The 20,012-nt window shown below is 43.9% G+C and carries 15 protein-coding genes; 11 read left to right on the top strand and 4 right to left on the bottom strand.

What is annotated here, in order from left to right; genetic code table 11:
* Window positions 1-24: 24 nt before the first annotated feature.
* The 4 genes from folC (at window position 25) to purF (ending at window position 4,051) form a co-directional block, all read left to right on the top strand.
* Window positions 25-1,281: a bifunctional tetrahydrofolate synthase/dihydrofolate synthase gene (gene folC / locus B1L02_RS11340; RefSeq protein ID WP_088531099.1), complete on the top strand. Its 1,257-nt coding sequence runs from the start codon at window positions 25-27 to the stop codon at window positions 1,279-1,281.
* 36 nt (window positions 1,282-1,317) lie between these two features.
* Complete coding sequence (locus B1L02_RS11335) at window positions 1,318-1,944, top strand: SPOR domain-containing protein (protein ID WP_088531098.1); 627 nt, start codon at window positions 1,318-1,320, stop codon at window positions 1,942-1,944.
* Between the two features lie 61 nt (window positions 1,945-2,005).
* A complete protein-coding gene (locus tag B1L02_RS11330) occupies window positions 2,006-2,500 on the top strand; it encodes a CvpA family protein (protein ID WP_088531097.1) in 495 nt (164 codons plus the stop codon).
* An 18-nt stretch (window positions 2,501-2,518) separates the two neighbouring features.
* Window positions 2,519-4,051: an amidophosphoribosyltransferase gene (gene purF / locus B1L02_RS11325; protein ID WP_088531096.1), complete on the top strand. Its 1,533-nt coding sequence runs from the start codon at window positions 2,519-2,521 to the stop codon at window positions 4,049-4,051.
* A 91-nt stretch (window positions 4,052-4,142) separates the two neighbouring features.
* Here the strand turns inward: purF and B1L02_RS11320 are convergent, their stop codons facing one another.
* Window positions 4,143-4,928, bottom strand: a complete 786-nt coding sequence (locus B1L02_RS11320) for a MipA/OmpV family protein (RefSeq protein ID WP_088531095.1) — start codon at window positions 4,926-4,928, stop codon at window positions 4,143-4,145.
* Window positions 4,929-5,131: 203 nt separating this feature from the next.
* Window positions 5,132-7,897, bottom strand: a complete 2,766-nt coding sequence (barA, locus tag B1L02_RS11315) for a two-component sensor histidine kinase BarA (protein ID WP_088531094.1) — start codon at window positions 7,895-7,897, stop codon at window positions 5,132-5,134.
* A 78-nt stretch (window positions 7,898-7,975) separates the two neighbouring features.
* On the opposite strand from barA, the gene rlmD reads away from it, so the two are divergent.
* The 5 genes from rlmD to eno all read left to right on the top strand — a co-directional run bounded on the left by rlmD (window position 7,976) and on the right by eno (window position 15,674).
* Entirely contained in the window at window positions 7,976-9,295 is a 1,320-nt protein-coding gene (gene rlmD, locus B1L02_RS11310) for a 23S rRNA (uracil(1939)-C(5))-methyltransferase RlmD (protein WP_088531093.1), read from the top strand.
* A 92-nt stretch (window positions 9,296-9,387) separates the two neighbouring features.
* Entirely contained in the window at window positions 9,388-11,541 is a 2,154-nt protein-coding gene (relA, locus tag B1L02_RS11305) for a GTP diphosphokinase (protein WP_088531092.1), read from the top strand.
* Entirely contained in the window at window positions 11,525-12,343 is an 819-nt protein-coding gene (gene mazG / locus B1L02_RS11300) for a nucleoside triphosphate pyrophosphohydrolase (RefSeq protein WP_088531091.1), read from the top strand. The genes relA and mazG overlap by 17 nt, the downstream gene beginning before the upstream one ends.
* A gap of 163 nt (window positions 12,344-12,506) precedes the next feature.
* Window positions 12,507-14,141, top strand: a complete 1,635-nt coding sequence (locus tag B1L02_RS11295; protein WP_088531090.1) for a CTP synthase — start codon at window positions 12,507-12,509, stop codon at window positions 14,139-14,141.
* A gap of 240 nt (window positions 14,142-14,381) precedes the next feature.
* Window positions 14,382-15,674: a phosphopyruvate hydratase gene (gene eno, locus B1L02_RS11285; protein ID WP_088531089.1), complete on the top strand. Its 1,293-nt coding sequence runs from the start codon at window positions 14,382-14,384 to the stop codon at window positions 15,672-15,674.
* 56 nt (window positions 15,675-15,730) lie between these two features.
* On the opposite strand, the gene B1L02_RS11280 is transcribed toward eno, so the two are convergent.
* Both B1L02_RS11280 and mutH read right to left on the bottom strand, forming a co-directional pair.
* Entirely contained in the window at window positions 15,731-15,922 is a 192-nt protein-coding gene (locus B1L02_RS11280) for a hypothetical protein (protein WP_088531088.1), read from the bottom strand.
* Window positions 15,923-16,024: 102 nt separating this feature from the next.
* A complete protein-coding gene (mutH, locus tag B1L02_RS11275) occupies window positions 16,025-16,699 on the bottom strand; it encodes a DNA mismatch repair endonuclease MutH (RefSeq protein WP_088531087.1) in 675 nt (224 codons plus the stop codon).
* Window positions 16,700-17,138: 439 nt separating this feature from the next.
* Between mutH and rppH the strand changes: the two genes are divergently transcribed.
* Window positions 17,139-17,663, top strand: coding sequence for an RNA pyrophosphohydrolase (gene rppH, locus B1L02_RS11270; RefSeq protein ID WP_088531086.1), 525 nt, complete (start codon window positions 17,139-17,141; stop codon window positions 17,661-17,663).
* 18 nt (window positions 17,664-17,681) lie between these two features.
* Window positions 17,682-19,970 (top strand): phosphoenolpyruvate--protein phosphotransferase, encoded by a 2,289-nt coding sequence (gene ptsP / locus B1L02_RS11265; protein ID WP_088531085.1) that lies wholly within the window; start codon window positions 17,682-17,684, stop codon window positions 19,968-19,970.
* The last annotated feature ends 42 nt before the right edge of the window (window positions 19,971-20,012 follow it).

The following is a 20,012-nucleotide window of genomic DNA, read 5'->3' as shown; positions in this document are numbered from 1 at the left end:
TTTTCAAATTGAGCTACTCAACTTATGACGGTTAAACAGCCTAGCCAATCATCAAGCCTTGATGATTGGCTTTGTTATTTAGAAGCAATCCACCCAGCTACCATTGAAATGGGACTTGAACGTGTAGCGCAAGTTGCCGAGCAAGCAGGGTTACTTGATCCTTTCAGTAAAATCATTCTTATTGGTGGTACCAATGGAAAAGGGACAACAGCCAGATGTTTGGAGTCGCTGTTGCTCGCGCAAGGGTTTTCGGTTGGCACCTATTCCTCGCCACATTTAGTACGTTACAACGAGCGCGTTCGAGTGAATGGAGCTGAGCTTGAAGATCAATATCATATCGATGCATTTAAATTCCTTGACGACACCCGTAAAGATACCCAACTGACTTATTTTGAGTTTGGTACGCTCGGTGCGCTAAGTATTTTCAAGCGCTGTAAGGTTGATTATATTTTGCTTGAAGTTGGTTTAGGCGGGCGGTTTGATGCGACGAATATTGTCTCGCCATTTGCCTCAGTTATCACGACTGTCGACTTAGATCATAAAGAGTACTTGGGTGATACCAGAGAATTGGTTGGCTATGACAAAGCTGGCATTTTCCGCAGTGGTAAACCTGCAATCGTTGGCGATTTGAATATCCCACATACGGTTACAGACTATGGCGACGAAATTGCAGCCGATATGGTGTTATCAAAGCGTGATTTCCATTTCACATCGCTAGACTCTCAGTTTAGATGGCAATATCTTGATTTTGATTGGCACTTCGATAAACCAGCTATTCCAGCACAAAATGCTGCGACAGCGTTAACGGTATTAGCTAAACTTGAGTTACTACCTAGCTATGATGAAGTGAAGGCTTGTCTGGCAAACTTGCAAGTGGAAGGTCGCTTTCAGCAGCTCAATACAACGCCGCTGGTGTATACCGATGTTGCGCATAATCCAGAGTCTGCAAGATATTTGGCAACTAAGTTACAAGAACTCAAGCAAAAAGGGTTTAAAATTCATGCCTTAGTCGCTATGCTTGCGGATAAAGACAAAGCTAGTGTACTGAAAGAAGTTACCCAATATGTAGATAATTGGAGTTTAGCTTCACTGTCAGGACCTCGTGGAGAGTATGCAGAAAACCTCAAGCCACTGCTTGACTCAAGTTGTAACGCCACATTATTCGATAGTGTCAAAGCAGCACTTGATGCTCAGCTCGGTACGCTAACGAGCGAGCAGGTATTGGTGATATTTGGTTCGTTCTTTACCGTTGCTGAGGCAATGGAGTACTGGCGAAAATAGTTACAGAAGATTTAATATAAAGTAGAGAGTAAAGTTGTGAACTCAGTATTTATAAATCGCCTTGTTGGAACGAGTATCGTCGTGGTTGCTGCGGTGATCTTTATTCCTAATATCCTCGATGGTGAAAAGGTCCACTACAAGGAAGGGTTTCAAGCGATCCCTGAAAGACCTGAGTTCAAAACTATTGACCTGCAAGAGAAAGTGGATGCGCAAGCCAAGCTTGCGCCGGAATTGCCCTCTGAGCCGTTGGAAGATATTAGTGCCGATGATGTTAAGCTAGAAGGCGCAGAAGAGGCTACTGTAGTCAGCGCGCAGCAAGCAGATGCAGCATCTGCGCAAGTTGAGGCGAAGCCCGTCGTAACGACTGACAAAGTTGAGGTGGCGCGATTAACGCGTCCTGAGACCGCTAACTTTTCAAAAATGGCCTATGTCATTCAACTTGGTAGTTTTTCGCATAAGTCGAATGTTGATGCACTGACGAAAAAGCTCGCAGACAATGGCTTTAAAACCTTTACTAAACCCGTTAAAACTCCTAATGGTACACTGACAAAAGTGTTTGTTGGACCAGATTTAAATAAAGCTGAACTTGAAGCTAAGTTACTAGAATTAAAGAAGTTAACTAAGTTAAATGGTCGTTTGACACAATTTGAAGTGACAAAATGATCTGGCATTTAGATGCCAAACCTTTTAGAATGCGCCCCACATTAACGACTTATTGGTTACTATGATCTGGGTTGATTACGCCATTCTTGGTATTGTTGGTTTATCGACTATCTTTGGCTTGCTTCGAGGCTTCGTCAAAGAAGCGATGTCACTTGTCGTATGGATCGGCGCTTTTTTCATCTCTAGTATTTTTTACCAATATCTCGCAACCTTCCTAACATTCATTTCAGAACCCCTTTTAAGAAATGCAGCCGCAATAGCCATACTCTTTTTTGCGACCTTGATGTTAGGTGGGCTTGTTAATTATGTCTTGAGTGAACTAGTTCAAAGAACAGGACTCTCAGGCACCGATAGGATCTTTGGGATTGTATTCGGTGGACTTAGAGGTGTGTTGGTCGTTAGCGCCTTACTCTTTTTCCTTGATGCATTTACCAGTGCTCCAAACACGCAGTGGTGGAAAGCATCAAACTTAATTCCTGAATTTGGCTTTGTGATAGAGTGGTTTTTCTCCTATCTTGAACATAACTCGAGCTTTTTAGATTCAGTAAACCGTTAATCGGCGAGGAAATTTTTAATGTGTGGTATCGTTGGGATAGTCGGAACATCTCCTGTTAATCAGGCGATTTATGACGGCTTAACTGTTTTGCAACACCGCGGCCAAGATGCGGCTGGCATTATTACCATTGACAACAATACGTTTAGCTTACGAAAAGCAAACGGTCTAGTGAAAGACGTATTCCATACAAGACACATGAAACGCCTGCAGGGCAACATTGGTCTTGGTCATGTACGTTATCCTACTGCTGGCTCTTCAAGCTCAGCAGAAGCACAACCTTTCTACGTAAACTCTCCATTTGGTATTGCCCTTGCACACAACGGCAACTTAACCAATGCAGAGAAATTAAAAGAGCGTTTGTTTACTCAAGCGCGTCGCCACGTTAATACTACGTCTGATTCAGAGATCTTGCTGAATATCTTAGCTCACGAGCTTGGCAAAACAGACAAGATGAAGTTAGACCCGGAAGACATGTTTACGGCAGTAACAGAAGTTGTGTCTATTGTTTCTGGTGGTTACGCGAGTATCGCGATGATCATCGGTCATGGTATTTTGGCATTTAGAGACCCTCACGGTATTCGTCCGCTTGTTTTCGGTAAGAAAGAAACAGAGCGTGGCATGGAATACATGTTCGCTTCAGAGAGTGTTGCATTGGCAACAGATGGCTTTGAGTTTGTGCGAGATGTTGCACCTGGTGAAGCTATCTATGTGACAGAAAAAGGTGAGTTTTTCTCTCAGATCTGCGCTGCTAAAACGACGCTTGCACCTTGTATCTTCGAGTTTGTATATTTTGCTCGTCCGGATTCAAACATCGATAAGATGTCCGTTTATGCGACTCGCGTGAATATGGGCACCAAGCTCGGTGAGAAAATCGCAACTGAGTGGGGCGATAAAGATATCGACGTGGTTATCCCAATCCCTGAAACATCATGTGATATCGCACTTGAAATTGCTTCCGTGCTTGGTCTTCCTTATCGCCAAGGGTTTGTTAAGAACCGCTACATTGGCCGTACTTTCATTATGCCGGGCCAAGAGCTGCGTAAGAAGTCTGTACGTCGTAAACTTAACGCGATTGATAGAGAGTTTGCTGGCAAGAACGTGTTACTTGTCGATGATTCGATTGTGCGAGGCACCACATCAGCACAAATTGTTGAGATGGCGCGTGAAGCGGGTGCTAAGAATGTGTACTTTGCATCAGCAGCACCAGAAGTAAGATTCCCTAACGTTTATGGTATTGATATGCCTTCTGCGTCAGAGCTAATCGCACATGGCCGTGAAGTGGAAGATATCAATGCAAGTATTGGTTCGGACGGTTTGATCTACCAATCACTAAGTGATTTGATTGCAGCCGTGGGTCAAGAAAATCCAGAGATTGCTCGCTTTGAGACTTCGGTATTTGATGGCCAGTACATCACAGGTGACGTTGACCAAAACTACCTCAATCATATTGATGAGCTACGCAACGATTCGGCAAAGTCCAATCGTGAAGCAGCGATGTCTGCTAGTCTTGAGTTACACAATCAAGAAACGGAAAGCGCAGAAGGCGATTAATACGTTCGATGATGTAAACAAGCATTATGATAATAAAAAACCCAAGTTAAACTTGGGTTTTTTATTTAACTTGAACAAGGGGTTACTTGACCTAAAACTGGTAGACTAATCCTGCATAAGCCAGATCGCTAGTGTCTCTGTCTAATAACGGACTATTGGCAATAACATCATCGAGCTTAGTTCGAGTTATGCCACCAACCAGACTTAGTTGTGTTTTTAACTGATAATGCACGGTCAAGCCTGCCGAATAGTTCACCGCATCATCAGTAGTTAAGTAGCCCAATCGACCACGGCTGATATCGATGTTTTTCCCGCTCACCCCGTAAATGTAATTGACGTAGTCAGACTGCTGCCATTCTACATTACCTACGGCCGATACTTTAAATCCTCGGCCATTGTTGTACAGTGGAATTGATACCGAAAAAGTAGCCGTGGTTGAATCTGAATTATCGGAAATATCGCTGTGACCAGCTAGCGTAAACCACAGGTAGGTAATGCCGTAGTTAACGGTAATATCGCCATCTGGTGCGTCATATCCTTCAAAAACCTCGTCCTCGGATTTCGCATCTCGGAACACACCATCATAGCCGTCTTGGCGATAGCCCAATCCGGAGTAGACAGATAAATCTTCGGTAATAGGAAAGCGATAGCCAATTAAGCTGTCTTTGTTGATAAACCAGTTCCCTTTTTGGATATCTATGATGGGAATTGAGATCAGCTCACTCTCAATGCCTTTCCACGGTAAATCTGCAGCGGCAGCTCCTCCTCCTAAACGAACTTGCCATTCGTCAGATGGAGGTTCAATGGCGTGACTAAAAGAAGCAAAAGCGAGGGTGAAGATGGCAGCAGAAGTAAGTGCCGATTTGATGAGATACATACAGAATTCCTTTCGTAAGTTGAAGATTGCGTGAATTTAGAATGTAATGAGTTTGTTACAAGAGTTGGGGAGTGCTGTTAGAAAGTGTAATAAATTGTCGAGAAGCGTTTTAGAAATAACGATAGCTCCATGCTCCCTATCTATTCGCTACGTCGATGATTGGGTTTATAAAAGTAGCGAGTAGATAGGTGCGGATATAAGGGTCAGTTGGATTGTGATGGCTCAGAATCAGCAAGTAATAAGGTGAGTCCATCCACTAGTTCAAATAGCTCAGGTTCGATATCACTGAGTAATTTTTCTTGTTTTAATCCGGTCTCAATGGTCTCAGCCAATTTCTTTAGAGTTGGTACGCCAGTATAACAACAGGCACCGTGAAACTTATGCACTACTTTGAGCAGCGTCGGTAGATCTTCTGCGTTTTGTGCGGATTCCAACTGCCGCAACGTTTCGGGCACGCTAGAAAGCAGCATGTTGAGCATTTCCAATGCTAAGTCAGGTTTGTTGCCAGCTCGTTGCAGTGCTAACCCCCAGTCTAACATTTGGCTATTAAATGGCGGCACGCTGTGCTGATGACTCTCGTTATTTCTTTGTCTCGCTACTGGTGAAGATGCGCTATGGTCGCAAATAATTTGCTTAAGCATATCTTCATCTATGGGTTTAGTCATATAGTTACTAAAGCCATCTTTAAGCAGCTGCTCTTTTTCGCCAGCAAGCGCATGAGCGGTGACGGCAATAATGGGGGTATCCTCATTTACCGATGACTCTCTAATGCTTCTACAGGCGCTTATCCCGTCCATGATAGGCATTTGAATATCCATAAATATGAGGTCGTATTTTCTGGACTTGCATAAACTTACTGCTTGAGCACCATTATGTGCTGTATCTATTGCTTCTACTTGTTCATCCAACAAAGTACAGATCAACTTCAAGTTAGCATCGTTATCGTCCGCAACGAGCACTTTAAGTGGCAGGCTTGTAGCTTCGATTTCATTGGCACTCATGTCTGGGTGATCTAAACGATACGGTGCTGCAAGCATTTCGCATAGCTTTCTGTGGTTAAGTGGTTTGCTTAAACAAGCGTCTGCGCCACTGCCAATGAGCGCTTCACGCATATTATGAGATACGGTATTAACCATCAAATATAAGTAGTCTGCAGATCCGCGAGCTTGCTTGATGTAACTCTTAACCGTCTGCATTTGGTCGACGCTTGCCATAGAGCCGATTAAACAAATGTCGTAGTTAAAATCCAACCCTAAGGCGGTATCAAACTCTTCTTCTGTTAGACACCGAGTCACCTGCATATCCCACGCTTGTAGCTGAGCCATTACTGCATGATGAGTGTGCTCCTGTGGCTCAAAGTAGAGCACGCGTTTATTTTCCAGCGGCTTGCTTGGTAAATCGTCGTTGTAGAGCCGGTTTGGCAGTGCAAAGACCGCATTAAATGAGAAGCAGGTACCATTTCCAGGGGCTGAGTTAAGAGTAATGCGGCCATTCATCGCCTCAACAATATGTTTTGTGATGATAAGACCAAGACCGGTGCCGCCAAATTTACGGGTGATGCTAGTATCGGCTTGGGCAAACGGCGTGAATAACGCGTCTTGTTTATCCTGCGCAATGCCGACCCCGGTATCACTGACAGACACTAACAACGAGGATTGAGATTCATCCATCAAGCGATGGTTGATATCCACTTTGACTGAGCCTTTTTCCGTGAACTTGATGGCATTACTAATTAGATTGGTCAACACCTGCTTAAATCGAGTAGGATCGCCAATTAAGTTGTCGGGCACTTGACGATTAACTGAAATCGAAAATTCGAGCTGTTTATCATGAGCGCTTGGCGCTAATAAGGTCATGACCTCATTGACGGCGTCGCGTAATTCAAACTGGATATTCTCCAGCTCCATCGCGCCGGCTTCTAGTTTTGAGAAGTCCAAGATGTCACTAATGATGGTAAGCAGGCTATTTGCAGATAGCTCTATGGTATCTAAATAATCTTTCTGGTGTTTATTTAATGGTGTTTTATAAAGTTGACGGGTAAAGCCTATGACCCCATTGAGTGGTGTTCTGAGCTCGTGACTCATCTTAGCCAAGAAATCTGACTTTACGCGGTTAGCGTCTTGTGCTTCTTTTTTGGCAATATTGAGCTGAATATTCTGCGTTTCATACTGCTCAAGCGTTTCGCGATAATCACTAGTTGCCTGATCAATGTGTTTTTGCATTTCGTCTTTTTGATTTGCCATCTTTCTGCCAATGACAATCAAGCCTTGGCGCAGTAGCTCAAATTCGCCACGCATCGGTTCATTGATAGCGATGTCTTGTTTGCCTTCATTGAGTTTGTCTGTGGCCAAAATCAAACTGGCAATCGGCTTGGTCAGCATGCGTGACAACCGCATCGCGAGCATGACACTGAGTAAAAAGGAGAAAATAATAACAATAGCACTCAAGATCAGCGCGCGCTGCTGCGATATAAGCGCTTGATCTTTACTGATCTCTACAACTAATACGGCGAGCGTAGCCGGCTCTGCACTGTGCCAATCGGTTTTTTTGGCTAAATGATTTTTAACTGGTGAATAAAACACAAACGTATTTTTTAGCGTAGTGACTTCGGTGGTTTGTAGTTTTTGCACATCACCAAAGTAATGTAATTTGTCGAACTCACTATGATAATTACTGGTAAGAATAAGCTGGTTTTGCTTATCAAACAGTGCGATGCTTTTTACCAGTGGTGCGTGTTTATTGTGCGCTTGGCTTAAAATGCGGTGCAAGTGCGCTTTATCTTGTTTTTCTATTGGGTATTCAACTGACATGGCCAGTGAATCTGCAATGCGATTTCCCTGACTTATCAGAATTTCCTCAAGCTCTACGTAGCGGTTTATAGTAAAATAACCACCAAGTAGCACGCCAACCAATAGGGTTGGCAAAAGAGTGAGTAGTAAAATACTGTCACGCAGGTTTAATTTTGTCATAGGGTCAAAAAAGTGCAGAGAAATCTGTAACTAAGATTATCTTTTACCGACGTGATAAGCAAACAAATGAGGAACCCAATGGCACAGATTTTTCGTGCTAAGAAAGCTGCTAAGCCGTCAAAGCAAATAGAATTACACATAGAGTCAATGGATCATCAGGGGCGAGGAGTTGCTCGCCATGAAGGCAAGGTCTGTTTTGTGACTGGCGCCCTGACTGGCGAGCGAGTGAGGGCTCAGGTCGTACAGGCTAAGTCTAAACTGTTGGAAGCGAAGGTGATCAAAGTGCTAAACGCCTCCAAAGAGCGTGTTAAACCGTTTTGTCAGCATTACCAGCAGTGTGGTGGCTGTAGCTTGCAGCATCAAAGTGTTGAGGGGCAGCTCAATGAAAAGCAGCATGCAGTTGAAAAACTTTTTGCGCGTTTTGCCAACATCGCTCAGTTACCTTGGCAAACGCCGATTACTTCCATGCCGCTTCACTATCGTCGTGCAGCTCGTTTGGCATGTATTTATGATAAACAAAGCAAAAGCGTGAAGTTAGGCTTTAGAGCAAGTCAGTCGAAGCAGATTGTTGAAATAGAACAGTGTGGTGTATTGGTGTCGCCCTTTGATAGTATTTTTAACACACTAAGTGCGCTTGCGCAGTCACTGAGTGAGTTTAAGCTAATTAGCCATATTCAGCTTTGTCAGGCGGACAATCATAATTATGTACTGTGTCGTCATACAAAGCCATTGTCGGCCTTGACTCGCGAAACGTTACAAAGCGAGCTAGAGAATTGTCAGGTCCTGTTTGACGATGGTGAAACGCCCGTTGTGTATTCCCAGTTGCCGCACTATCGCCTTGGTGAATTTGGCTTAACACTTGAATTTAGATTGAACAACTTTATTCAAGTGAATCAATCAGTAAATGAAGCAATGTTGCGTCAAGCGACAGACTGGCTACAGCTGAGTAACGATGAAAGTGTCCTCGATCTTTTCTGTGGAGTGGGAAATTTCTCCTTAGTGCTCGCAAAACAAGCAAAAAATGTGATTGGTGTAGAAGGTGAAGCGCAATCGGTTGCAATGGCTCAGCAAAATGCGCAAACTAATCAAATCAGTAATGTTCAGTTTCACCGTTTTGATCTAACCCAGTCGATTGCAGAGGCCGCTTGGTTCGACGCAAATTTAGATGTGTTAGTACTGGACCCTTCAAGGCCGGGTGCACTTGAGGTACTGCAGCAATTACCGTTGACGCAGTTTACCCGTATTTTATACGTGTCATGCGACCCGGTTACGCTGGCGCGCGACTCTTTGGTGATAGCGCAGGCAGGCTTTGAACTAGAAAAGCTTGGCTTAATGAATATGTTTGTCCACACGGGACATATCGAAACCATGGCGCTGTTTGAAAAACAGCGTAAATAATCTGAGCTCTGAGGCCGCTGTTGCCTGAGCTGCAGGTTAGATAATTTACCCGAAAATGAGGCGGGTAAGTAATTTTCAGGAGGTATCATAACATGGTTGCTACTCGGCAGTCGCATCAAACCACTTTGCCACTAGAGTTTGATGCGCGACTCACTATCTTAAACTTGTCTAAGGATCAAAGAGCATGGCTACAAAAAGCCTATGAACTCTGTCCCGCGGATGAGTCAACGGAACATCTCAATAATGCCATCGAAATGGTAGAGATCCTTGCAGACTTAAATTTTGATAGCGAATCTTTAGCAACTGCGTTTTTAACTCCTTATTTTGTCGCTGGAAAATTATCCCTTGATCAAGTAGAGGAAGCGCTTGGCAAAAATATCTCTCTGCTTTTAAGAGGGGTGGAGAATATGGAAACCATCAGCACTTTGGCACATCAGAGCTCGGGTAAGGTACAAGTCGATAATATCCGCCGTATGTTACTCGCTATGGTGGAAGATGTTCGTGCCGTAGTGATTAAGCTTGCTGAGCAAATCTGCCATTTGCGCGCGGTTAAAAAAGCATCGGAAGAAGAAAGAGTCGTTGCTGCAAAAGCGGCTGCCAATATTTTTGCACCGCTTGCGAATCGTTTGGGGATTGGTCAATTAAAATGGGAACTTGAAGATCTCTCGTTTCGTTATTTGCATCCAGATACGTACAAGTCTATTGCTAAGAAGCTTTCTGATAAACGCCTAGACCGTGAAGCTTATATGGAAAATATGGTTAATTCGGTGGCACAAAAACTTGCAGATGCAGGCATTAAAGCGCAAGTCTACGGTCGTCCTAAGCATATTTACAGTATTTATAAAAAGATGGCGCAGAAAAGCTATGAATTCGAACAGTTGTTCGACATTCGTGCGATGCGTGTGGTGGTAGATGAAATTCAAGATTGCTACGCAGCTTTGGGCATTGTGCACACCAGCTGGCGGCATTTAAACAAAGAGTTTGACGACTATATTGCCACGCCTAAGCAAAACGGCTATCAGTCTATTCATACCGTGGTATTTGGTCCTGAAGGAAAAACCGTAGAAATCCAAATCCGCACTGAGGCTATGCATCGAGATGCGGAGCTTGGGGTGGCGGCACATTGGATGTACAAAGAAGGTGCGTTGCCGGGCAGAAACTCAGGATACGAGCAAAAAATTAGTTGGCTACGCAAACTGTTGCAGTGGCAAGAAGAAGTGGTGGATGGCAGTGAAATAGCAGATGAGCTAAAGAATCAGGTTGTCGAAGACCGTGTTTATGTATTCACGCCCAAGGGCGATATCTTTGATTTGCCGCTAGGTTCGACGCCGCTCGATTTCGCTTACTACATTCATTCCAATGTTGGGCATCGCTGCATTGGGGCAAAAGTGTTTGGTAAAATAGTGCCTTTCACTTATACGCTACGCACTGGCGATCAGGTAGAAATTCTGACCCAGAAAAATGCTTCACCAAGTCGCGATTGGTTAAACCCGTCGCTGGGATATATTCATTCTTCAAGAGCGCGTAGTAAGATCCATCACTGGTTTAAGCAGCAAGATAGAGACAAAAATCTTCAAGCGGGTAAAGAAATTTTAGATAGCCATCTGCAAAAGCTAGATATTACCTATAAAGATTTAGAGCCCGCGATTGACCGCTTTAATTTTAAAGAGCTCGACGATTTAATGGTGGCGATTGGTGCCGGTGATATTCGTATCAACCAATTCCTAAACTATGTACAAGATAAACCTGAGGATACACCTAAGTTAAAAATCTCCTCGCCAAAACACACTAAAGGCGACAAAAACGCAGTGGTCGTTGATGGGGTTGGCAGCTTGATGAGTCATATGGCGAAATGCTGTGAGCCGGTACCAGGGGATGAAATTGTGGGTTACATCACGCAAGGGCGAGGTATTGCTGTGCATCGCTCTGATTGTGAGTCATTTGCTCATATTACGGATGTACATCCGGAGCGTGAGATTGCGGTCAGTTGGTCAGATGATGTTAAAGCGTCGTACGCCATTACATTAAAAATTGAAGCACACGACCGCCAAGGGCTCATTAGAGACATTAGCGCTGTGCTCGCCAATGAAAAAGTCAATGTTCTCAATATGAATGTACAAACACAAGACGATAAAAACGTGGCGGTATTTATGATGAAGGTAGAGGTGGATGACCTTTCTGCTATGCATCGCTTGTTGACTAAACTGATGCAAATCGAAGGTGTTTTTGATGCCAAGCGACTCTAAGCCTTCGGCAACAATGGGGATAGAGCAGCTGCTAGAGATTATGTCGCAGCTGCGTGACCCAAGCACAGGGTGTGACTGGGATAAGAAGCAAACCTTTAAAACCATTGTCCCTCATACGTTAGAAGAAGCGCATGAAGTTGCCGATGCTATCGAACAAGGCGATTTTGCTCACTTAAAAGAAGAGTTGGGGGATTTGCTGTTCCAAGTGATTTTTTATGCTCAACTTGGAAAAGAGCAGGGGTTGTTTGACTTTGCTGACATAGTGCAAACTCTCAATGATAAATTAGTGAGACGTCACCCTCATGTTTTTGAAAAACAGGAAAGCTTAAGCGAAGCAGAGCTTGAGCAGCAATGGCAGACCATTAAACAGCAAGAAAAACAAGCGCAAAAAACAGGCGCGTTCGCAGCGGATATCCCGAGCAGCTTGCCTGCATTATCAAAAGCCTACAAAATCCAAAAGCAAGCAGCCAAACTTGGATTTGACTGGCCAAGTTACCACGGTGCGTGGGATAAAGTGCAAGAAGAAGTCGCAGAGGTGAGCGAGGCGCTGCAAGTAGATCCACTCTCTGAACATACTGCGGAGGAGGTGGGAGATTTGTTGTTTGCAACTGTGAATGTGAGCCGACATATTAAACGAGATCCGGAGCAGCTGTTACGCCAAGCCAATGAGAAATTTAAAAATCGCTTTGTGCAAATAGAAGCCGTTCTGAATGAGTCCTCACTGTCACTTAAAGATGCAAACTTAGAGGAGATGGATGGTGCTTGGGAGACCGTGAAACGTCGTCAACGAAGTAAAAACTGAGTCCGATTTTACGGTTTGGTCGTTAATTAAAACTACCCTCTGATAAAATATATTACTACACTAAGTCATTTTTAGCTGGAATGACTTAGGTGCTTTTGCTATACTATCGCCCCGTCTTGATTCTTATTTAAATTCCAATTTTCCTGAAATTTCTAGGGTTCGCATGAGTACAAAATTTATCTTCGTAACGGGCGGAGTAGTATCCTCCTTGGGTAAAGGTATTGCAGCTGCTTCTTTAGCCGCTATTTTAGAAGCACGTGGCTTGAAAGTCACGATTCTAAAGCTGGATCCTTACATCAATGTTGACCCTGGGACCATGAGCCCTATCCAACACGGTGAAGTATTCGTAACCGAAGACGGCGCGGAAACCGACCTTGATCTTGGTCACTACGAGCGTTTTATTCGCACTAAAATGACCAAGCGTAACAACTTTACGCAAGGCCGTGTATTTGAAGACGTGCTGCGCAAAGAGCGCAGAGGTGAGTACTTAGGTGCCACTATTCAGGTTATTCCTCACATCACAAACGACATCAAGCGTCGGGTGCTTGAAGGCGCGGAAGGCCATGATGTTGCTATCGTAGAGATCGGTGGTACGGTTGGTGATATCGAGTCACAACCTTTCCTAGAAGCAATTCGTCAGCTAGGCACTGAGCTTGGGCGAGAGAGCGCTTTGTTTATGCATCTAACGCTGGTGCCTTTCTTAGGTCCTGCGGGCGAAGTGAAAACTAAGCCAACTCAGCACTCAGTGAAAGAGCTTCGTTCAATTGGTATTCAACCTGATATTTTGATCTGTCGTTCAGATCGTAAACTGCCAGCGAATGAGCGCGCGAAGATTGCACTATTCACTAACGTTGAAGAAAAAGCGGTTATCTCACTACAAGACGTAGACAGTATTTATAAGATCCCTGCGCTATTGAAGTCGCAAGAGCTTGATAACATCATTTGTCGTCGCTTCTACCTTGAGTGTCCAGAAGCGGATTTATCTGAGTGGGAGCAAGTACTTTATCAAGAGTCAAATCCTACAGGTGAAGTGACAATTGGTATGGTCGGTAAATACATCGAATTACCGGATGCATATAAATCAGTCAACGAAGCTTTGAAACATGCTGGTTTGAAAAACCGTTTAACGGTGAATATTGAATATGTTGACTCTCAAGATATCGAGAGCAAAGGCACAGAGTTACTGGATCACCTTGATGCTATCTTAGTACCTGGTGGCTTTGGTAATCGTGGTGTTGAAGGTAAAATTTTAGCTGCAAAGTATGCACGTGAAAACAAAGTACCATACCTAGGTATTTGTTTAGGGATGCAAGTTGCGCTTATTGAATATGCGCGTAACGTTGCAGGCCTTACTGGTGCTAACTCGACTGAGTTTGATCTTGAAAGCCCACACCCAGTTGTTGGTCTTATCACAGAGTGGTTAGATGCTGACGGTAAGATTGAAGTACGTGACCACGATTCTGATCTTGGTGGCACCATGCGTCTTGGTGCGCAGCTTTGCCACCTAAAAGAGGGTTCTAAGGTACGCGACGTTTATGGTAATGCTGAAATCGTTGAGCGTCACCGTCACCGCTATGAAGTAAACAACAACTATGTTGCTGAGCTTGAAAAAGCAGGCCTGCAATTTACTGGTCTGTCAGAAGACAAGAAGCTAGTTGAAATTATTGAGAATAAAGATCACCCTTGGTTTATCGCGGCTCAGTTCCACCCTGAGTTCACGTCAACGCCTCGTGATGGTCATCCATTATTTGAAGGCTTTGTTGCGGCGGCGTACAGCTACCAAAAAGCATCTTCATAATAAGAAAAAGCCGTGCTCTTGCACGGCTTTTTTGTTGCAGAAGGTTTTGCAATAGGCGCTAAGTGTAGTGTTTATCGCCAAACTTTTCTTATCTGCCGGCGCGTCAATGTGATACGTGTAAAATCTTCACTTTGCGAAGCTACAGAGATAAGGCAAACTTTAAAGCGGGTTTATTGACCCTGAATTCGCCTGCGATAGAGCAGTGCAACACACACCACTTTGGGAATAAGAGGAATCAAGATGTCAAAAATCGTTAGAGTGATTGGCCGTGAAGTTATGGACTCACGCGGTAACCCAACAGTAGAAGCGGACGTACACCTAGAGTCAGGTGCATGGGGCCGTGCATGTGCACCATCAGGTGCATCTACGGGTACCCGTGAAGCACTAGAGCTACGTGACGGTGATAAGTCTCGTTACTTAGGTAAAGGTGTATTGACTGCGGTAAACTACGTAAATAACGAAATCGCGGCAGCACTTGAAGGTCAAAATGCGCTAGAGCAACGTGCAATCGACCAAATCATGTTGGACTTAGACGGCACTGAAAACAAAGAAAAACTAGGTGCGAACGCAATCCTTGCGGTATCTCTAGCAACAGCAAAAGCAGCGGCACAGGACAAAGGCGTTGCGCTATACGAGCATATTGCAGACATCAACGGTACAGCAGGCCAGTACTCAATGCCAGTTCCTATGATGAATATTATCAATGGTGGTGAGCACGCGGATAACAACGTTGATATTCAAGAGTTTATGGTTCAGCCTGTCGGTGCAAAAAGCTTCCGTGAAGCACTACGCATGGGCGCTGAAATCTTCCATAGCCTGAAAAAAGTACTGAAGTCACGTGGCCTGAACACGGCGGTTGGTGATGAAGGTGGTTTTGCACCAGATCTTAAATCGAACGAAGAAGCGCTGGAGGTGATTGTTGAAGCGGTTGCAGCTGCGGGCTACGAAATGAACAAAGACGTCACGCTTGCACTTGACTGTGCAGCGTCTGAGTTTTACGTAGATGGCAAGTATGACCTGAAGGGCGAAGGTAAAACATTCGACTCGGAAGGTTTTGCAGACTTCTTGGCCGATCTTGCCGCACGTTACCCAATTGTATCAATTGAAGATGGTCTAGACGAAAGCGACTGGGCTGGCTGGAAAATCCTAACAGATAAAATTGGTGATAAAGTTCAGTTAGTCGGTGATGACCTCTTTGTTACTAACACTAAGATCCTAAAGCGCGGTATTGAAGAAAGCATTGGTAACTCAATCTTGATTAAATTCAACCAGATTGGTTCACTGTCTGAAACGCTTGATGCCATCAAAATGGCGCAAGATGCCGGCTTTACTGCTGTTATTTCACACCGCTCTGGTGAGACAGAAGATGCAACAATTGCTGATTTAGCAGTTGCTACAGCGGCTGGTCAAATTAAGACGGGTTCACTTTGTCGTTCTGATCGCGTAGCTAAGTACAACCAGCTATTACGTATTGAAGAAGCGCTAGGTGAAAAAGCAGTATACAAAGGTCGTAGCGAAATCAAAGGTCAATAATTCGCGGTACTCGATTTTTAGTAAAGACGCCAGTTTAGATACTGGCGTTTTTGTTGCTAACGTTCGTCATCCCAAATTTCACAATTAGCTTGGCCATTTCGGAACGTCCAACAAACTTGAAGTGAATTACAAGCGTCATCCATCGTTGCAGGGCCATTACCTCCAGCAACGGCTGGCGTCATCTTGGTAGTAAGTGTTTTGTTCACACTGAGTTCTTTAATCGATTTTTTGTTGAATTTTAATTTCACTGTCGTTTCCTTCTATAAAAATATAAATATTAACCAAATCTATACAAGATGTTGGCTGTTTTACATTTGTACTTTTTGTACAAAAAGTCAACAGTTGTTTTTTTAAGCACCAAACTCTTGTGCCAATATCGATTGGGTAAAGTTGATTTTTAAATAAAACCCTCTTGGTAAAGTTTGAATAATTTTACCGTTTGGTCCTATGGCGTCGGTAACCGCTTTGGCATTAGCAGCCTTTGGCCTTATCTGCATAACTTCTCCAAGATGCCCTGAGATTAGGTCTACGTGACCAGTCGCGATTAACTCTATTTGCTCTTCCCAGTCTCTTCGTAATAGCTGTTCTTGATTTGCATCTGGTTGCCATAAGAAGCCGTGTCCGATAACCCGATTAATTAAAGGAATGTCTCGCTCGGCTAAAATGGGTAGCCAGAGCACGTGAGCTAGTTTCTTTTTAACACTCGATGCTTCCCATGTTAATCCGGTTAACTGAGTAAGCGGCACGACAGACACATAGGTTGTCTCTAGCGGTTTACCTTGATAGCTTATTGGTAAAGTCTTGAGTTCAACACCAATATGTTCAAAATCTGGCACAGGCTTTGAGCCCGCAGTGGCACCTAAGGCCGCTTCGATGAGTTGCCCTACCCAACCTTTTTCTCTGAGTAAGTCTTGTGGCGTTTTAAACGAAAGCTGCTGAGCGAGTTCACCGAGTGTTAAACCTGCTATGTTTTCGACACGCTGCATAAGTTCTCCCACGGAATGTGGTGGTGTAACTGATGGCAAGCGATACTCCTGAGTCTATCTACTAAAAACACGATTATAAAAGAAATCATGTGGTGAAGTAAGTTGGTTATTTTGCACTCAACTTAAGTGGGGGTTGTACTTGCAAGATTTGGGTAAAGTAATAACTTTATTATCTATATGATAAATATGAAGTTATTTTTATTTTATTACAGGCAAACCTCCTCGGAAATATTATAGCTTTGGATAAATACAAGGCTATAAACACAATTATCCACAGATTATGTGGAAAACCTGAGTTGTGAAGTGTGTAATTGTGGATTTGTTCGTAATTTGAACTGAAAAATACCAAGTTATGCACAAGTTGTGGGTAACTTGAGAGTATGCTGAGATAATTTAGGTATAGAATGGAATTAAATTTGCCGTGACGCGGGAGTTGTGGAACAATCATTAAAAATCGACTTATAAATGAGGCACTAAGGTGATTGATGCCGAAGGGTTTCGTGCCAATGTCGGAATAGTGATTTGTAATAATCAGGGGCAGGTTTTTTGGGCCCGTCGTTACGGACAACACTCTTGGCAATTTCCCCAAGGCGGAATAGATCAAGGGGAAACACCTGAGCAAACGATGTATCGTGAACTTCATGAAGAAGTTGGACTTAGGCCAGAAGATGTTGAAATAGTAGCAAGTTCTAAACATTGGTTACGTTACAAACTACCAAAAAGGTTAATTAGACGAGATTCAAGCCCAGTTTGTATCGGGCAAAAGCAGAAATGGTTTTTATTGAAACTTAGGTGTAAAGATGAAGACGTAGACTTATTACGTACGCATCACCCTGAGTTTGATGATTGGCGCTGGGTAAGCTATTGGTATCCAGTACGTCAAGTTGTATCATTTAAGCGCGATGTCTATCGTCGAGTGATGAAGGAATTCGCTCCGTTTGCGATGCCATTTGGTAAGCGTGAACCGCAAGGGCAGAAGGATTTCTGGCGCACGAAACGATAAAAAACAAAGGAGCAGCAGGTGTTAGCAACGTTAAGATCGATTGCTGAGTCAGTGGCGCAGCAAAGTGACCTACAAAGCGCGTTAAATTGCTTTGTTACTATGGTCAAAGATGCTATGCACACTGAATGCTGCTCAGTTTATTTTGCCGATTACAGTCAAGATAATTTTATCCTGATGGCAACCGATGGCTTAAATCCTAAAGCCATCGGGAAATTCCGAATGGGATTTACGGAAGGCCTAGTCGGTCTTGTTGCCCAGCGTGAAGAGCCAATTAACGTTGCCCACGCCCAATCACACCCAAGATTCAAACTTTCACCCGAGGTGAATGAAGAAGGCTACAATGCTTTCTTATCAGTACCCGTTGTACACCAGCGCAAAGTGCTTGGGGTTATTGTAGTGCAGCAAAAGCTTGCTCGTGTATTTAGCCATGATGAAGAGTCCTTTCTTATTACGCTTTCAGCGCAATTGGCTTCACAGCTAGCAAACACAGAGATCCAAACCTTACTTCAACAAGATGCAAGCAGCCATAGAACCTCGGTGTTAAAAGGGGTATCGAGTGCACCAGGTATCGCCTTAGGTGATGGTTATGTGGTGTTACCCCATATTGATTTTGCGAGTATTGAGCCCCAGCATAGTGACAATATTCAGCAGCAGATTCAGCTGTTTCATCAGGCGGTAGCTGCGACTCGGCAAGAATTTCATATTTTAGCCAAAACCCTGAGTGATGATATTCCAAAAGAAGCGGTAGCCGTGTTTGAGGTTTACCAACAACTTTTGGATGCCAAGAGTTTAGGTAAACAAGTGGAGACTGAGATACAACAAGGCTGGAACGCAAAAACGGCGCTAAAGCTTGTTATTGAAAAGCTTGTGGCTCAGTTTGATATGATGAGCGACCCTTATATCAAAGAGCGCGCGATTGATGTCAATGATATTGGTCTTCGCGTGCTCCAGCATTTAGTCTCTACCGAACAAGCCGTTAAACACTATCCAGATAATACCATTCTCATCGCCCATACCTTGACCCCAACTATGCTAGCGCAAGTACCAAAAGAAAAGCTCAAAGGGGTAGTCAGTGTACATGGCTCAGCCAACTCTCATGCCTCAATTCTTACTCGTGCGATGGGCGTCCCCGCCATTTGGGGTATAGAAGACATTCCATTATTACAGTTTGATGGCAAGTCCATGATCATGGACGCGTATTCTGGACGGCTTTATATTTCGCCTTCGCAAATGTTGGTCAATGAGTACGTTGAAATCAAGCGCAAAGACAACATACTGCATGATAAGTTTGAAGCGGAACATGATTTGCCTCCTATTACACTTGATGGTGAGCGTATAAATTTACTCTTGAATGCAGGGCTTGATCTATCAACTGAAACATTAAGCGCCAGTTATTGCGATGGGGTAGGCCTTTACCGTACCGAGTCTTGGTTTATGCAAAAAGGCCAGTTCCCTACGCAATCGGAGCAAGAAGTCTGGTATCGCGAGGTGCTATCACGCTATCACCCTGAGCCCGTAGTGATGCGGACTTTAGATATCGGTGGCGATAAAATTCTAGATTACTTTGATATAAAAGAAGAAAACCCATTTTTAGGATGGCGGGGCATTCGTGTATCGCTGGATCATCCCGAGCTTTTCTTGGATCAAATCAAAGCCATGATCAAAGCCAATGCGGGTCTTGGCAACTTACAGATCATGTTGCCTATGGTGGGCCATAGTGAGGAAATAGATGAAGCGATGGCGCTCATAGAGCAGGCTTGTTTTGAGTTGCAAGACGAGTGGGCTGATCCTTTTTATACCATTGACCGGCCAGAAATTGGCGTAATGCTTGAAGTACCGTCTAGCGTGTACTTGCTACCTGAGTGGTCGAAAAAAATCGATTTTTGTTCTGTTGGCAGCAACGATTTGACGCAGTATTTATTGGCTGTAGATAGAACCAACGCACAAGTGGCGGATCTTTTTGACCCCTATCACCCCAGTGTATTACGAGTGTTAAACCAGATTGCACAGCAGTGTGAACTGCATGAGCTGCCTTTTAGCCTGTGTGGAGAGTTAGGTGGTGAGCCTGAGGGAGCAATTTTGCTTATTGCCATGGGATATCGCCGTTTGAGTATGAATATCTCATCACTGAACAAAGTGAAATGGGTGCTACGCCGACTCAAAGTAACGGATATGGAGGCTTTACTTGAAAGTTGTTTAGCGCAACCTTCATCTAAGCAAGTGCGCCGAATTATTAAAGAATTTATGATAGAACATAATTTTGCAGAATTACTCTATACCAGCCACCAAGCAAAGGGTGCTTCTTAAGGCTATTTACGCTACCATTACGGCGCTATAAGAATAAGAGCT

The sequence above is a fragment of the Pseudoalteromonas piscicida genome (genome assembly GCF_002208135.1).
GTDB lineage: Bacteria > Pseudomonadota > Gammaproteobacteria > Enterobacterales > Alteromonadaceae > Pseudoalteromonas > Pseudoalteromonas piscicida_A.
The sequence above is the reverse complement of the archived record's forward strand: the minus strand, read 5'-3'. Positions and strand labels throughout refer to the sequence as shown.

Bases quoted from the DNA above. Each gene is read 5' to 3' on its own strand.
- relA (WP_088531092.1), top strand. From the start codon at position 9,388: ATGGTTGCTACTCGGCAGTCGCATCAAACCACTTTGCCACTAGAGTTT.
- rlmD (WP_088531093.1), top strand. From the start codon at position 7,976: ATGGCACAGATTTTTCGTGCTAAGAAAGCTGCTAAGCCGTCAAAGCAA.
- B1L02_RS11330 (WP_088531097.1), top strand. From the start codon at position 2,006: ATGATCTGGGTTGATTACGCCATTCTTGGTATTGTTGGTTTATCGACT.
- folC (WP_088531099.1), top strand. From the start codon at position 25: ATGACGGTTAAACAGCCTAGCCAATCATCAAGCCTTGATGATTGGCTT.
- barA (WP_088531094.1), bottom strand. From the start codon at position 7,897: ATGACAAAATTAAACCTGCGTGACAGTATTTTACTACTCACTCTTTTG.
- mazG (WP_088531091.1), top strand. From the start codon at position 11,525: ATGCCAAGCGACTCTAAGCCTTCGGCAACAATGGGGATAGAGCAGCTG.
- eno (WP_088531089.1), top strand. From the start codon at position 14,382: ATGTCAAAAATCGTTAGAGTGATTGGCCGTGAAGTTATGGACTCACGC.
- purF (WP_088531096.1), top strand. From the start codon at position 2,519: ATGTGTGGTATCGTTGGGATAGTCGGAACATCTCCTGTTAATCAGGCG.
- B1L02_RS11320 (WP_088531095.1), bottom strand. From the start codon at position 4,928: ATGTATCTCATCAAATCGGCACTTACTTCTGCTGCCATCTTCACCCTC.
- B1L02_RS11295 (WP_088531090.1), top strand. From the start codon at position 12,507: ATGAGTACAAAATTTATCTTCGTAACGGGCGGAGTAGTATCCTCCTTG.